Source organism: Virgibacillus oceani (genome assembly GCF_041521345.1).
Taxonomy (GTDB): Bacteria; Bacillota; Bacilli; order Bacillales; family Amphibacillaceae; genus Virgibacillus_N; species Virgibacillus_N oceani_A.
In genome coordinates, this window is sequence record NZ_JBGOHB010000005.1 from 36,869 (window position 1) to 52,385 (window position 15,517).

13 protein-coding genes, 2 tRNA genes, 3 pseudogenes and 2 other annotated features are annotated in these 15,517 nt (G+C 39.0%); of the genes and pseudogenes, 3 read left to right on the plus strand and 15 right to left on the minus strand.

Features of this window, described 5'->3' with window-relative positions:
* Window positions 1–98 precede the first annotated feature (98 nt).
* A pseudogene (locus tag ACDX78_RS05295) lies at window positions 99–325 on the plus strand (tyrosine-type recombinase/integrase); the annotation flags it as partial.
* Window positions 326–423: 98 nt separating this feature from the next.
* Here ACDX78_RS05295 and rpsI read toward each other — a convergent pair.
* From rpsI to ACDX78_RS05325, 6 genes and pseudogenes are all read right to left on the minus strand, one after another.
* Window positions 424–501: pseudogene (gene rpsI, locus ACDX78_RS05300) on the minus strand (30S ribosomal protein S9); the annotation flags it as partial.
* 738 nt (window positions 502–1,239) lie between these two features.
* Window positions 1,240–1,365: a hypothetical protein gene (locus tag ACDX78_RS05305; RefSeq protein ID WP_486025956.1), complete on the minus strand. Its 126-nt coding sequence runs from the start codon at window positions 1,363–1,365 to the stop codon at window positions 1,240–1,242.
* A complete protein-coding gene (locus ACDX78_RS05310; RefSeq protein WP_486025957.1) occupies window positions 1,358–2,077 on the minus strand; it encodes a hypothetical protein in 720 nt (239 codons plus the stop codon). The genes ACDX78_RS05305 and ACDX78_RS05310 overlap by 8 nt, the downstream gene beginning before the upstream one ends.
* Window positions 2,078–2,134: 57 nt before the next feature.
* Entirely contained in the window at window positions 2,135–3,085 is a 951-nt protein-coding gene (locus ACDX78_RS05315) for a caspase family protein (RefSeq protein WP_486025958.1), read from the minus strand.
* 6 nt (window positions 3,086–3,091) lie between these two features.
* Window positions 3,092–3,505, minus strand: a complete 414-nt coding sequence (locus ACDX78_RS05320) for a TIR domain-containing protein (protein WP_486025960.1) — start codon at window positions 3,503–3,505, stop codon at window positions 3,092–3,094.
* Window positions 3,506–3,957: 452 nt separating this feature from the next.
* Window positions 3,958–5,429, minus strand: a pseudogene (locus ACDX78_RS05325) (type I restriction endonuclease subunit R, EcoR124 family); the annotation flags it as partial.
* Between the two features lie 35 nt (window positions 5,430–5,464).
* Here ACDX78_RS05325 and ACDX78_RS05330 point away from each other — a divergent pair.
* Complete coding sequence (locus ACDX78_RS05330; RefSeq protein ID WP_486025962.1) at window positions 5,465–6,232, plus strand: tyrosine-type recombinase/integrase; 768 nt, start codon at window positions 5,465–5,467, stop codon at window positions 6,230–6,232.
* Window positions 6,229–6,576 carry a tyrosine-type recombinase/integrase gene (locus ACDX78_RS05335; protein WP_486025964.1) on the plus strand — a complete coding sequence of 116 codons (348 nt, stop codon included), beginning with the start codon at window positions 6,229–6,231 and terminating at the stop codon, window positions 6,574–6,576. Before ACDX78_RS05330 ends, ACDX78_RS05335 begins: the two co-directional genes overlap by 4 nt.
* Window positions 6,577–6,725: 149 nt before the next feature.
* Here the strand turns inward: ACDX78_RS05335 and ACDX78_RS05340 are convergent.
* The 9 genes from ACDX78_RS05340 to guaB all read right to left on the minus strand — a co-directional run bounded on the left by ACDX78_RS05340 (window position 6,726) and on the right by guaB (window position 15,445).
* Window positions 6,726–6,798 (minus strand) — tRNA-Arg (locus ACDX78_RS05340).
* A gap of 112 nt (window positions 6,799–6,910) precedes the next feature.
* Window positions 6,911–7,723, minus strand: coding sequence for a pyrroline-5-carboxylate reductase (proC, locus tag ACDX78_RS05345; protein ID WP_486025965.1), 813 nt, complete (start codon window positions 7,721–7,723; stop codon window positions 6,911–6,913).
* Window positions 7,724–7,782: 59 nt separating this feature from the next.
* Window positions 7,783–7,992 (minus strand) — a binding site (T-box leader).
* 131 nt (window positions 7,993–8,123) lie between these two features.
* Window positions 8,124–8,216 (minus strand) — tRNA-Ser (locus tag ACDX78_RS05350).
* A 127-nt stretch (window positions 8,217–8,343) separates the two neighbouring features.
* A complete protein-coding gene (gene serS / locus ACDX78_RS05355; protein WP_486025967.1) occupies window positions 8,344–9,612 on the minus strand; it encodes a serine--tRNA ligase in 1,269 nt (422 codons plus the stop codon).
* Window positions 9,613–9,670: 58 nt separating this feature from the next.
* Window positions 9,671–9,900: a binding site (T-box leader), on the minus strand.
* An 81-nt stretch (window positions 9,901–9,981) separates the two neighbouring features.
* Window positions 9,982–10,554: a Uma2 family endonuclease gene (locus tag ACDX78_RS05360; protein ID WP_486025969.1), complete on the minus strand. Its 573-nt coding sequence runs from the start codon at window positions 10,552–10,554 to the stop codon at window positions 9,982–9,984.
* Between the two features lie 193 nt (window positions 10,555–10,747).
* Entirely contained in the window at window positions 10,748–11,347 is a 600-nt protein-coding gene (gene pdxT, locus ACDX78_RS05365) for a pyridoxal 5'-phosphate synthase glutaminase subunit PdxT (protein WP_486026156.1), read from the minus strand.
* 20 nt (window positions 11,348–11,367) lie between these two features.
* Window positions 11,368–12,252 (minus strand): pyridoxal 5'-phosphate synthase lyase subunit PdxS, encoded by an 885-nt coding sequence (pdxS, locus tag ACDX78_RS05370; protein WP_486025971.1) that lies wholly within the window; start codon window positions 12,250–12,252, stop codon window positions 11,368–11,370.
* A 164-nt stretch (window positions 12,253–12,416) separates the two neighbouring features.
* The gene (locus ACDX78_RS05375; protein WP_486025972.1) at window positions 12,417–13,751 is read right to left on the minus strand and encodes a D-alanyl-D-alanine carboxypeptidase family protein; all 1,335 of its coding nucleotides are present in this window, start codon (window positions 13,749–13,751) and stop codon (window positions 12,417–12,419) included.
* A gap of 221 nt (window positions 13,752–13,972) precedes the next feature.
* Window positions 13,973–15,445, minus strand: coding sequence for an IMP dehydrogenase (guaB, locus tag ACDX78_RS05380; RefSeq protein ID WP_486025974.1), 1,473 nt, complete (start codon window positions 15,443–15,445; stop codon window positions 13,973–13,975).
* Window positions 15,446–15,517 lie beyond the last annotated feature (72 nt).

A 15,517-nucleotide genomic window follows, 5' to 3' on the forward strand; every position in this document is an offset into this window, starting at 1 on the left:
GCAGTATAATTTGTGTACTAAAACTAGCATTTCTGTTTGCTTTTTCGTTATTGTTATGCATCTGCAATTTTTTTGCCCATTTGAATATGGGGATTTTTAGTTACTTAAATGAAAAGCTGAAGCAGATTTATCATAAGAACCCGGAGCTGCCACAAATAAATGTTCACGCCTTCCGGCATACACATGCCAGTTTATTGTTTGCAGCCGGCACTTCTAAGATGTACAAGTTCGGCTTGGTCATACCGATATTCAAACCACGATGGATATTTACACACATGTGACCGATGAAGCAAAGGAGAAAACAGCGGAGTTGTTCCAGAACTATGACATTTTAGCTCGGGGTATTAAATTCCAAACTTGGACAAAAAACCCTCTCCACTTTATGAGAGCAAAGAGGGCGTAACCCTTGGTATGAAGGGGATTTTAACGCTTCGAGAACTGTGGTGAACGACGTGCGTTTTTAAGACCGTATTTCTTACGCTCTTTCACAGACGGCTTTCTTCCATATTATATGGAAGTTCATAAACTGCTTTAAATCAACATTTTTCCCTGTTTGTATTTCATGGGATTTTAACTGATTTTCCGCAAAGGGTATTCAAAAAGGTATTTAAAATACATACGCTGGCAGGCTATATACTGGAAACCTATTTATTAAATTTTGTTTCTGGATTTCTGCTTAATTCATTATAAGAATTTGAGTGTCTTATTAATCCCACGTGCCAAAAGTCCACACCTAGACCCAGGAACAATCCCGTGATTATCCAAAACAGCTCGAGCGAACGTGTCCAATTCCCGCCGGATAATCGCTCCATTACCTGCTATTCCTTCTTCTTCCCCCTGTGACCTACAGACCGTCTTTAGTAGAAAATCCAGCAGCCTGAAACGAATTTTGTAATTTTCATTTCCAATTGCCAGCACCGGAAATCATACATATACACTTATACAAATTTTGATGGGTTATAAAATAATGGTATTATTTCTAGGTATCTTTAAGGTGGTTTATATACAGTTAGGAATCTAATATCCACTTTTTATACTACCTGCATCACACTATTACATCATGCCGCCCATACATTAACCATATAAACATGAACAAACAAGCTCTTAAAACCCTGTTGAATCAGCGTTTTTTTGTTTTCACCAAACATAAAAAAGACCAATATTAAACATGAACATGAACAAAACATGAACAATTATCTTTATCCTATTCTTTATGTGACTAGATTAAAAATACTGCTGCTATTTATTCTTTGTTCTATCTATAGCTTTCTTGGGAGGCTTAATTACCGGGCGCGCTAAGGCTTCGCCATAACTCTTTTTTATTTCGGTATTCTTAATTTTTTGTACTCTTTTCTTATCACTCATTCGTATCCTCCTCCATCATACTAAATAGCTCAGCCTGATTTATTTCTCTTATTGTTACTTTTGTATCCCCATCAAAGAACGTCCCCGTATAAGGGATCGACTTACCTTTACTATCCTTAAATTCTTCAAAAAAAGCTGTCCATTCTTCTTCTGCTGCTAAATAGAAGAATTTTTTATGGTTTCCATCTGCTGAATAATATTTCAAAGAGCCGTAAATTACATGACCTGGATCATCTAAGTAGCTAATTTCAACAATCATTGGCGATTCTCCATTAATTTGTTGCCGGGTATCGTTATTCGCTACAAAAAATAATTGCCACACTGAAGCACCCGATGTAAGTTTGGCATTACCTTTCTTTACTCTTACAGCGTTAATGAAATCAGTTACATATTCAGACAGTATAGGAATAGCAGTAGATACTATAAAACTACTAAACACCAATATTATCGCGAACCAACCTATAAATACAAACGCTTCAATATTATCTATTAAGTCATTGAGGTTGGAGATAGGCACTATGTTGTTCTTTCTAAAATATCCTATATCCATAACTATTAATGCCGATTCTGTCACTTTTATAGCAATATTAAAGATGATTATCGATATCAACACGGTTGGAACCCACAGCAAAGAGGTTACTGCAAGCAGTTCTACATTAGACCGATTACTGGTTGAAGAATCCCCTATGTACTTATAAAGTAAGTAAGTCAAAAACCCGGGTATACCTAGAATGAAAAATGAGAAGAGCGCATCCAAATCTATTTAACCTCAATATAATTTATTTTCGTTTACTAAACGCCAATATTGATATCCTAGCGCAGTAAGTTTACAGGAGGTGGAATTCATAGCAGCATAATACATATGTTCCTCCCCTACCGGCACTACTAAACCTTTAGAAACGAATTTCTGTAAATCCTTGAATATTTTAACGTTATCGGGATTATGTCCAGGTTCGGTGTCTTCAAATGATGGGTCAAGTGCTATTTCCTGAGTCGGATCTTCGAAGTATTTTGTAATATTCATTAAAGTCTCTAAAGGAATGAGCGGAGTAACCTGTCTTAGTGATGTAAATCGTGACACATTAGTTTTAAAAACTGGCCTTTGCTCCCATGCACCAAGAGCCTCATCGATATACGAGTATACACTGCCAGGAGTAACATTACCTCTTAAATCAGCTGCACCACCTTCAAGGGCATCTAATAACAGTGAAGTAAACACACCAGAACCATCTTCCTCCATCGAAAATTCATGACCTCGACTGGAGGTTAGGACTGTCAAATTGTCTGACAGCTGTGATATTGCTTGATCTTGCTCTGTGTTTGTGACTGCCATATTCCCTGAGTGACAACAATCCAATATAATAATTTTATCTCTGGTCCTAGATTTATTGGCATATTTTATTATCTCTTCCATAGATACACCTTCGTCATAGCTTTCGGCGTCAGTTGTGACAATATATCCACCTGTACTTTTAACTAGACCGTGACCAGAAAAGTAAAACAATGCAACATCATTTTCTCCTTCGAAAAGCTCCTCAATCGCTTGGCGTAGTTCCTTTCTTTTTGATGAGCCAAGTATGTGCTTTACATGGAAGTTAGGTGAACCGTCACCGTTTTTAGTTAAGATGGTCTCCATTTTTACTGCATCGTTGACACAACCTTCTAGTGGAGCAGCTTCATAATCATTTAAACCAACGACTAGCGCTTTTCTTAATCGCATTTGCAATCACCCTAATTCTCTAATTGCACTAATTAACGAACTAGAATTCCATTTAACAATCCTATCTGCATCATCTTTTACTATTTTTGAAGTTCTTTCGGAAGCAAAAGGCTCTATAGCTATTATAGGCTTGGGAACCAGGAATTCTTTGTTTGCAATTAATATCTCTTTTTTTATCCATTTGCTATAAGAAGAATAAACACCGGCAAGTATGATAACAACATGACATGAGTTTACCTTCCGCCTAATTGCATCATATAACTCCCTATCGTTACTGGCATTGTGGATAGGATCGTTCTTCGGCACTGAGAAATTTTTATACTTGAAATAAGACCCCTTATCAAGTAGCGAGACTAATTTGCCATAGCTATCACTATAAGTCCAAGAGTGACTAATAAAAAGATTATACGTTTTACTCAAAATAACATTCCCCCCTAAATTATCTATAGTTATATTGTACCATTTTTTTACTAGTGGGGGAATAGTGAAAAGGCTCATACTTCAAAAAATGTTCTAACAATTAAGTATGCTTATTCCGTTTTTCCTGGAGTTATTCCATTATTTGTCTCTATTAAAAGAATAACATTATGTTATTTTTGCCATTTATAATCATCGCATCTATTTTACAATCACTGCAACTTTGTTTTTAATCAACACCTGATTAACTATAAGATGGATTATTAATACCTAAAAATATTATATGATTGAAAAAAGGGGGATTCTTCCCCCTTAAATTGCTTATATGATTAACCCTCCATTTATAAAAAAATATATAAATGGTTTTTTTGGATTCAAAAATATCATTAATACTCTTCTTCCATTCACTTTCCGGAATAAGCTAAAATTCAAACTTTCCTAAGTTTAAAATCATGTTATCTCAACTCATCTCTCAAAGGAATAATTGCATCATCCAATTTCCTTCTCCACCGACGCTTCATCTCTGGTCCGTATTTTAATGGTTTTGCGTCCGGATTTTCAGCTTTATACTTCTCAAAATCTCTACTGTTAATAATGTCACTAATATTTGGTATTGGATCCATACCAACGAGATATTGAACTTTGATAAATGAAGTGTTTCTTTGTCAACAAACCATGTATTCGAAAATTCTACAATCGCTTTATTTTGTGCATCTGTGAAGTAAGCACGTTTGACAATGAAAATATCTTCATCTGCATCTACTTCCTCATTATCAATCGCATTTAAAATCGCACGGTACACTTCTTTGACGATTTCTTTCTTCTCTAATTTTTGCAAGGCATTCTCAATATCATCACGAATATTTTTATTATTTGCTGAGTAGGTTTCTAGTAACTTATCAATATAGCTTGAGTCCACATCATAAATTTTAACGGCATTTTCCCCGTAAAATTCAATATCAGAGAAATCTACTTCCTCTTCTCCCTGGTCATCTTCCTCTATCAATGAACCTTTCACCGTATTATAAACACCAACAGAGTCTTCAATAATCTTCACTTGACCTTGCAGCGATTTGGAAGATACCACATCATCATTGTATTCGTTATAAGTAGCGAGTGCTTCATACGCATTATTTAACTCTTGGAATGCTTTTACAAATTCTACTCGCGTTTCAATTGGTGTATGCTCATCGATTTCTTCAATATTTGGCGCAACACTTTGTAACTTTTTATGCGCCTTTTTGAAACGTTTCTTTGATTCCTCATACGTTGGATAAATGAGTGTCGATGCTTCATCTTCATTAGAATACACTTTCGTCGCCTCTTGGACATTGTATTCCATCGTAGCTGGCTTTCGGAAAGTCACGATTAATCCCTTTTCTTTACCAGGATAGGTTCGGTTCGTTCGCGAAAAAGCTTGAATCAAATTGGCATATTCCAAATTACGATCTACAAACAAAGTCTGAGCAGTTGGTGCATCAAAACCAGTTAATAAACGCTCAACGACAATAACAAGATCCACTTGTTTTCCAAACTCTTTAAACTCTGCCCTCTTACGTGCCAAGCGATTATTAATATCACCATTGTAGCGATCGATACTCTCGAGCGACCATGCAGTATCGTAATAATCGTTGTATTCTTTTATAATCCCTTTCATTTCATCTTGATTTGCTGCTGCCTTTTCATCATTTTCTTCCAAAGAATATGTGATTGCAATTCGCGGAAAACCTGGATCTTCCATTGTTCTTCCTTTTCGAATTGGTTGATTAGCAAACACATTCTTTAACCATTCTGGATCCTTCGTCATCTCTTTTATCGCATGGTAATACTGTTTTGCCATATCAATCGAACTTGTTGTTAAAATGGCAGATTTTTGCGGACGACCATTTTCAAAATCAAATTTCATATAAGCATTATCTGGTATGATATACTTAGCTAAAACTATTAGTGGGGTTGATATTTATGGCGAGTTTTACAAACCGTGGAACAAAGAAAAAACCATCATGGCAATACGTTATTAGCCGTATGGTAAATGGCAAGTCAAAACCTATTCGTAAGGGGGGTTTCCACACAAAAAAGGAAGCGGAAGCAGCTGCCGCTGAAATAGAATCTGAATTACGTAAAGGTATTGTACCTCAAATGGATCCGATACCTTTTGACGAATACTTCGAATCATGGGTGAAGGTATTCCGCTCCGACGTAGGAGAAAACACTATGGCTCGATATAAAGATTCGATAAATAACGTAAAAAAATACTTCGGCAGCAAACCGATACAACAAATTACAAAGACCGCTTATCAATCTTTTTTAAATGATTATGCAAAAGATGGAGATAAAGCTAAAGCTACCCTTAAAAAAATAAATACACATATAAGAGCTTGCGCACGGGATGCCATAGATGAGGGTATTATCCGTGTAGACTTTACCAGAGATGCTAAGTTCCCGGGGAGAGAAGGGAAACCAAAAGAAGAAAAGCATCTTGATTATGGAGAAAGTGAGAAGCTGCTCGATGCATTGATGGACAACCCTAATAAAACACTAACACTATACCTGATACTCCTCGGTCTAACATCCGGTATGTGGTACGGGGAGATTGTCGGTTTAACTCGTAAGGACTTTGACTTTGTAAACAATACGATAAACATCAATAAGACCTGGGGCACACTAAAAAAATGCATAAAGGATTCGGACCCACAAAAAATCCACAATCTGTACGGAAAATTAAAATGAATTCAGATTTAATGAGAGAGTTTATTGAATTGTTTGATACGATGCCTGACAATATACATAGACTCGTTTTCTTTAGCCAGCAATCAAAATATAAAGTGTTAAGCAACGCATCAGCAAACAAGCAATTAAATTCATTATGTAAACAGTTAAAGATTAGAGAGATAACAATGCATGGACTTAGACACACAAAAGCCAGTGTCATGCTGTACAGGGGTGTATCCATATATTATGTTTCAGAATTCCTTGGGCACGGTGATATTGAAACGACAATAAGGGACTATGCGCACATCGTAAAAGAGCTACGCAGAGAAGATGAAGAAAAGATGTTAGAAGCGCTTGTGTAAAATTTGTGTAAAATTTGTGTAAAATGGTTTCAAATTATATCGTTTTCTGTAGGGTTCTTATAAAAGAATAAAATACGCCTAAACGTTGATATATCAACATTCAAGCGTAAAATCCAAATGTCATATCGTGACCAAAAAAGACCTGGATACGCCCCCGGCAGGAATCGAACCTGCGGCACATGGCTTAGGAGGCCATTGCTCTATCCCCTGAGCTACGGGGGCATTTTTTTGTTCAGCAATTTATATTATACAAAAAAGCTGTTCAATTGAAAAGGGAGCCGGTAAAAATTTACTCCCTTGCATACAAAAATCCTCATAAACTGTACACAATTATTTATTCTCTCCCCAGTTTAATAGAACGATTTCTTGCACTTCTTACACACTCCATAACGATTTGTTGAAAATTATTTTTCTCCAGCGTGTTAATTCCTGCTTCTGTCGTACCGGCTGGGCTCATTATTTTCTTCCTCAGCATATTAGCAGGTTCATCCGATTTTTTTAGCATTTCTCCCGCTCCAATAATCGTTTGTGTAATTAATAACTTGGCTGTTTCTTTATTTAAACCCGAGTCTATCGCTGCCTGTTCCATCGCTTCAACCATGTAATAGAAATAAGCAGGTCCGCTGCCGCTGATTCCTGTGACAATATGCATATCCTCCTCGTCCACGATAGCGGTTGTCCCAATGGCTGCAAATAATTTCTCGGCTTCTGTTACTTGTTCATCTGATGCATATTTTCCTGCTGAAATTGCCGTTGCAGAAAAACCAATCGATGCGGAAGTGTTTGGCATCGCCCGAATTACAGGATTGTCTTTTCCAATCAGTGCTGATATATCAGCTGTCGATACCCCAGCTATTACGGAGATGATCAATTGATCGGCTTTTATATAATCTATTACTACATCAAGCGCTTCTTTCAAATCATATGGCTTTGTAGAAAGAACGATGATATCCGCTTCTTTAATTTGCACTTGCTTATTTTCCATCCGTTGAATCTGATATTTATCTTCCAACCTTTTTATTCGTTCCTGGTTGTTTTTATTCGTCACTGTAATTTGATCACTTTTCAATATATCTTTATAGATCACACCTGAAATAATTGCTTCTGCCATGGATCCTGCCCCAATAAATGCCACTTTTTTATTCATCTGGAAAACCTCCTCTTTTAGGTTTTTACTGCACTAAAAAAACCCATTCCAATCCTTCATAGAAGGACGAAATGAGTTTCCGCGGTACCACCTAAGTTGGCATAAAAATGCCCTGCTTTATATTGATAACACAGTATGCTGTGGTTAGTTTTTAACTAACAACTCCCAGGTAGGGTTCGCACATGCTGGTGCCTATGGAATCTTTCAGCCGGTGAATTCCACTCTCTTTCGGTCAACTATTGTACTACTGGCCTGATCATCGTATTTATTTAAATTGTTTTATTGTATGTAATATATGCTTTACTTAGATAAATGTCAAGTCTATTTTCATTTTAAATGAAAAAACCGCTACAAATGTAACGGTTTTTTATCTCCAAATTTTATGCGCTAAATTAATAAATGGAGGAGGTAGAGGGATTCGAACCCCCGCGGGCTTTGACACCCCTGTCGGTTTTCAAGACCGATCCCTTCAGCCAGACTTGGGTATACCTCCGTGACGACAAGATATAATATACCATGCATGATTTTTCATGTCAAGAATGAAACTCATGGTAAATTTTAATTATACAGAAGCGTATTCACCAGCGGGAAATATCATCTTTTCCCGCTGGGCATTACACTTATTTAATCACTTCCACGCTACCCATATATGGCTGTAATGCTTCCGGTACTTTGACAGTGCCGTCTTCCTGCTGGTAGTTTTCCAAAATAGCAGCAACCGTACGGCCAATGGCAAGCCCTGAGCCATTCAGTGTGTGTACAAATTCAGGTTTTCCTTTTGCTTCTCTGCGGAAACGGATGCCTGCCCGTCTTGCCTGGAAGTCTTCAAAGTTAGAGCAGGAAGAAATTTCCCTGTACGTATTTTGTGCCGGGATCCATACTTCAATATCATATTTTTTTGCGGCGGTGAAACCTAAATCTCCTGTGCACATACGCATAACCCGGTACGGCAGATTGAGTAGCTGCATCATTTTTTCCGCATGGCCGGTCAATGTTTCCAACGTATTATAGGATTCCTCCGGCTTCACAAAATGCACCAGCTCCACTTTATTGAATTGATGCTGACGGATCAACCCGCGGGTGTCCCTTCCGGCAGAACCTGCTTCAGAACGGAAATTCGCACTATAGGCTACATATTTTTTCGGTAAATCCATTAAAATTTCATCACGATGATAGTTGGTAACAGGCACTTCTGAAGTGGGAATAAGGAAATAATCCATATCCTTGATCAGAAATGCATCCTCTTCAAATTTCGGAAGCTGTCCTGTTCCTGTCATACTTTGTCTGTTTACCATTTGCGGCGGCAGCATTTCTGTATATCCGTGATGATCAGAATGAAAGTCCATCATAAAATTAATTAAGGCACGTTCAAGTCTGGCACCAAGGCCTTTATAAAATACAAACCGGCTTCCTGTTACTTTTCCTGCCCGTTCAAAATCCACAATATCCAGGTTAGTGGCTACATCCCAATGAGGCTGTGCTTCAAATGAGAATTCAGGAGCTTCTCCCCATTCTCTTTCCACCACATTATCATCTTCATCTTCACCAACTGGCACACTTTCATGTGGTATATTTGGGATGGAGAGCATCATATAATCCAGTTTATCTTCTACTTCCTTTAATTCCTTGTCCAGGGCGGAAATTTTGTCTCCAACAGCACGCATTTCCTGGATGGCTGGCTCAGCATCTTTTTTCTCCTTTTTCAGTATGGAAATCTGTTTGGAAGCCTCATTACGTTTTGCCTTCAGTGTTTCTGTTTCAGAAATGAGGTTTCTCCGCTTTTCATCGTATTCCTCAAATCTATTCAGCTCGGATAAATTCTCTCCTCTTTTGGAAAGCTTTTCTTTTACTTCTTCTAAATTATTTCTCAGGTACTTCATGTCCAGCATGGTTTTTCCTCCTTATATAAATTTTATGCATTAAAAAAACTCCCATCCCTAAATCTAATATAGGGACGAGAGTTATATTTCCCGCGTTGCCACCCTTGTTGAAGAAAAATATCTTCCGGCTCATGGTTATTAACGGTCACCAGCCGAGTTTATTTAAATATGAAAAGTATCTCCATTTTTCATAAACCAGTTCAAGGATGGATTCACAATATACTTACGTCGATTCTCACCCGCCATCGACTCTCTTTAGAAAGTGATACTGCTACTGTTTCCTATCGTAACTTTGCTGTTAATTTAAAATATATCATATCTGATTTAAAAGCTTAATGCAACTGTTTTTCGGATTTGATTTGTTTCTGATCTGACACGTTACATCCCAAATATTTGCTCCAGATCTAATTCCAATCCACTTAAAACATGAGTGGAAACAGAGTCATTTTTTGTTAAGACTCCTTGAAATTCATAATGACCGTCAATTAAAACATGTTTTTCCACAGAATCATTAACTGGATCTACAAGCCAGTACTCTTTTACACCAGCTTTTTCATAAAGCTGATATTTCTTCCAGCGATCCAATTTCACAGAGGAAGGAGATATTACTTCAATGATCAAATCCGGTGACCCATTACAGCCTTTATCATCCAGTTTTTCTTTATCGTACACAATTGACAAATCGGGCTGTACGACATTATCTATTTCATCAACCTGTTTGTTTTCTGTTAACAATCGTACATCAAAAGGGGCAAAATATACTTCACATTCTTTATCTCGCAGGAAATCCGTAAAGGCTGCAGATAATTCTCTGAGAACATGTTGATGTTTGCGTGAAGGAGCAGGTGACATATTGAAAATTTCCCCGTCTATTAATTCCACTCTCTCTCCTTCATCCCATGTGAGATAATCAGCATATACGTTTTTTCTTTTTTCGTTCGGAATGGCCATCAAATCATTCCCTTCAACTTATACTTAACATCATTTTACCATATCCAAAAGTACATTACATGTTTCTGTGTATTGCTCTGTTTAAATCCCGGATATTGATGGAGCTGCCAGCTTGTGGAATTTTATTTCCAATTATCCATATTGAATTGAAAAAACTCCCATCCCTATCTATTTAGGGATGAGAGTTATATATTTATACCTCTGCTCCAACAGGAGAACCCTCCCGCTGTTTCACCATAGAGATAAAGTAGTCGATAATTCTGTTATCATCAGTCAGTTCGGGATGAAATGCAGTACAGAGATAATTGTCCTGTTTTGCTGCGACAATTTTGTCCTGCCAGGTGGCCAGGACTTCAAGCTCCGGGCCCACATCAGTAATGTACGGCGCCCGAATAAACACAGCTTTAAAATCATCTCCTGCATGCTGAATATCAAGTGCTGCCTCAAAACTTGCCACCTGGCGCCCAAAGGCATTACGCGCAACTTTCATATCTATTAAGCCAAGATGCGGCTCTTCTTGTCCTTCTATTTCACTAGCCATTAAAATCAACCCTGCACATGTTCCGAAAACTGGCTTCCCTTGTTTTCCAAACTGCCTAATCGCATTAAAAAATCCATAGCTGTCAATTAACCGCCGCATAGTTGTACTTTCTCCGCCAGGGAGAATTAACCCTTCTATTTCAGAAAGTTGTTCTTTATGCTTGATTTCCATTGCTTTGGCACCGCATGCCTCTATGGACCGTATATGTTCACGCACTGCTCCCTGCAGTGCCAATACCCCAATTGTTGTCATCATGATTCCTTCTTTCTGTTTCACTCACTGCGATCCTGCATGCGGTCGCCAGCTTCTATCGTGCTCATTTCGAGCCCTTTCATTGCTGTGCCAAGACCCTTGGACAATTCTGCAATCAGTTTATAATCTTGATAGTGGGTAGTTGCTTCTACAATTGATTTTGCAAATTTCTCCGGATTGTCTGATTTGAAAATGCCGGAGCCGACAAATACGCCATCAGCGCCCAGTTCCATCATCAGTGCAGCATCACTCGGTGTAGCAATTCCACCTGCTGCAAAATTTACTACAGGCAATCGGCCTTCTTCACGGATCCCGAGCAGCAATTCAAATGGTGCGCCAATTTCTTTTGCGAATGTCATTACTTCATCTCTGGACATACCGCTCAATTTGCGGATTTCCGATTGTACCTCGCGCATATGACGAACGGCCTCTACAATGTTTCCTGTTCCCGGCTCCCCTTTTGTCCGCAGCATGGATGCACCTTCACCAATACGGCGGGTTGCTTCTCCCAAGTTACGGCAGCCGCAGACAAACGGAACGGTAAAGTCGGATTTATTCATATGGTAAACATCATCAGCTGGTGTTAAAACTTCACTCTCGTCTATATAATCAGCACCCATTGCTTCCAATACACGTGCTTCTACGATATGCCCAATACGTGCTTTGGCCATGACCGGAATGGAAACTGCGTTTATAACTTCCTCCGTAATCGTTGGATCAGCCATACGCGCTACACCGCCGGCCGCACGAATATCGGATGGAACTCTTTCCAGTGCCATTACTGCTACCGCACCCGCTTCTTCAGCAATTTTTGCCTGTTCCGCATTGACAACGTCCATAATGACGCCGCCTTTTTGCATTTCTGCCATTCCTCTTTTTACACGTTCAGTCCCTGTGTTTGTCATACTTTTCTCCCCTTGTTTTTAAAGCCATTGAAGGCGTTGGAATTTTTGATTATAATATTTAAACTTGGGTATTGCTCTTTCATGTATATTTGGTTCGGAAGATATTTCGGGTACTTTGCCGGAAACATCAATCCCGTTTTTCGTGACAAAACCTTGTGTTGCAATTAACTGAATAATCCTTTCACCCAGTCGGAAACGGTGGTGAACAGGTCGGTGAAGAATCCGCCGATGGCTCCGAGTGTGAGCATGAACCAATTAGACTTTTCTACTGATTCATCTGCGACTAGGGGGAAGGTGTTTGTTGCATCATTGGTAATATATCCGTAGTCGTTTTCTCCTTCATATACGAGTTCAGCTTCTCCTACTACATCTCCCGCTTCAATCGGAGCAACCAATTCACCGTCTTCATTTAAATGTTCTTCATCAAAATGATATTGAATACTGTATAATTCAGCCTCTTCTTCTTTCACAGGAAGGGTTACTCCTTCACTGATGGACACCTGAACCTGGTCCTCTTTTCCTTTAGCTACAGGAATAGCTGATTCACCTTCCACCTGATAACCGGCAGGGAAAAGCTCCTGTTTTGAAAAATTATTAAACCCGTAATCAAGCAATTTGGCTGTTTCCTCAAATCGTTCGGTTTCACTTTCTGTTTTCATTACAACTGTAATATAACGTTCGCCATTTCTTTCTGCGGTCCCTGTAAAGCTGTATCCTGCCAATTCAGTAAAACCGGTTTTCAAACCATCTACACCTTCATAGTACATCGGCTCCAGGTATTCAGCATCATGAGCAAGCATAAAGTTCCAGTTGCGGATTTGCTGTCCATCAAATTCTGTTTCCGGCACACTAGAAATATCCAGTGACTCAGGGAAGTCTTTGACCAAATTATAAGCAAGCAATGCAGATGATTCTGCTGATAAAAGATTTGTATCGTTCGGTTCTGTCCCTTCCGGATAATTATCCCCGAGTGATTCATTATTCAAGCCGGAGGAATTGACAAATTTGAATTCAGGAAGACCCATTTCTTCTCCCTTTTCATTCATCATTTTCACAAATTCCCCTTCCGAACCGGCAATCAGCTCTGCCAGGGCAATCGATGTGGCGTTATCAGAATTAATCGCCATCGCATCGTATAATTCGCTCACAGTGTAATCCTGATTTTGTCTAAGGCCAACCCCTGAAAATGAATTGTTAGCTGAAATACTGTAGGGATAATCGCTGATCTGTGTTGTCGTTTCCCATGTAATATCGCCATTTTCAATTGCTTCCCATACCAGATATTCAGTCATCATTTTTGTCATACTTGCAGGTGGCAATGCTTGTTCGGCATTTTTTGCATAAATGATTTTTCCGGTATCATATTCCACCACGATAGCTGATTCAGCTTCTACATCCAAGTCTTGAGCTGCAACTGAAAAAGGATTTACAAGTACAAATACCATTACTACTAATCCAGTTAATAATAATGATAGATGTTTCATTATTTTATGTTTCAACTTTCTTTACCCCCAAAATCTAATTTAGCGTTATAGTAACAAGTCCGGAAATTTTCCATAGGAATAAGCTTCCTTCCTTGGGTTCTTCATGTAAAGATATGCTTATCATACACCTAAATTATTTTACCACATAAAACAACAAAATTATAGATAGGGTTGGCCCCTATCTATAATTTTTTTTAAAAGCTGATTCTATTTTTTGTCCGTTGGTTCCAACAAATTTATGAAATGGTATAATTTGGTGATTCCTTCGTAATTTGCACGTCATGCGGATGACTTTCACGCAAACCTGCATTCGTAATTCGGATAAAACGGGCATCTTCCCTTAAGGCTGTAATTGTGCCTGTACCACAATATCCCATACCAGATCGCAAACCGCCTACAAGCTGATGAATCGTATCAGCAAGTGGTCCTTTATAGGCCACTCTGCCTTCAATGCCTTCAGGTACAAGTTTTTTCGTCTCGGAGGATTCCTGGAAATAACGGTCTTTGGATCCTGCTTTCATGGCACCTACAGAACCCATGCCTCGGTATACTTTATATTGTCTTCCCTGGAAAATCTCTGTTTCTCCTGGGCTTTCCGCAACCCCTGCAAACATGCTTCCAATCATAACTGCATGAGCTCCGGAAGCAAGTGCTTTTACAATATCCCCGGAATATTTTACACCCCCGTCAGCAATAACAGGTACCCCGTATTCCGCTGCTGCAAGGGCACAATCGTGAATGGCGGTAATCTGCGGCACACCAACGCCTGCAACGACACGGGTAGTACAAATGGAACCAGGTCCTATTCCGACTTTAACGACCGATGCACCTGCCTCGATCAATTCCTTTGTTGCATCAGCTGTTGCCACATTTCCGGCTATAATACTAAGATCAGGATATTGTTCCCTTACTGCTTTTACCTGGTCAATAACGCCTTGGGAATGGCCATGTGCCGTATCAATAACAATGGCGTCCACACCGGCGCTAACCAGTTTCTCGATCCGCTTCATAGCATCCCCTGTAACACCCACTGCCGCACCTGCCAGGAGCCTGCCTAGGGAATCTTTTGCAGCTTTCGGGAATTCAATGACTTTTTCAATATCCTTTATCGTAATTAATCCCTTTAAAATATTTTTATCGTCTACAAGCGGGAGCTTTTCAATCTTATGCTGCTGCAATAGTTTTTCAGCTTCATCAAGTGTTGTACCAACCGGTGCCGTGACTACGTTCTCACTCGTCATTACATCTGAAATACTGATGGAATAGTCCTGAATAAAGCGTAAATCGCGGTTTGTTAAAATACCTACCAATTTTTGTTCTTCAATTGTGTTTACAATTGGAACACCTGAAATACGGAATTTACCCATTAAATGCTCTGCATCATATACTTGATGTTCCGGCGTGAGGAAAAATGGATTCGTAATAACCCCACTTTCAGAACGTTTAACCCGGTCTACCTGTTCTGCCTGCTCTTCAATCGACATATTTTTGTGGATAACACCAAATCCGCCCTGTCTGGCAATCGCTATCGCCATTTTCGCCTCGGTTACCGTGTCCATACCTGCACTAATAAATGGGGAATTCAACTTTAAATCCGGTGTAAGCTGCGTACTCACTTCGACATCTTTTGGCAGCACCTCTGATTTAGCAGGCATTAATAACACATCATCAAATGTTAACCCTTCTTTAGCAAATTTATCCTCCCGCATTTCTACTCCTCCTTTATTTTTAGTATGTATGTCAGTAAATAACTTTGTTTACACTATGGAATGTAATGGTAT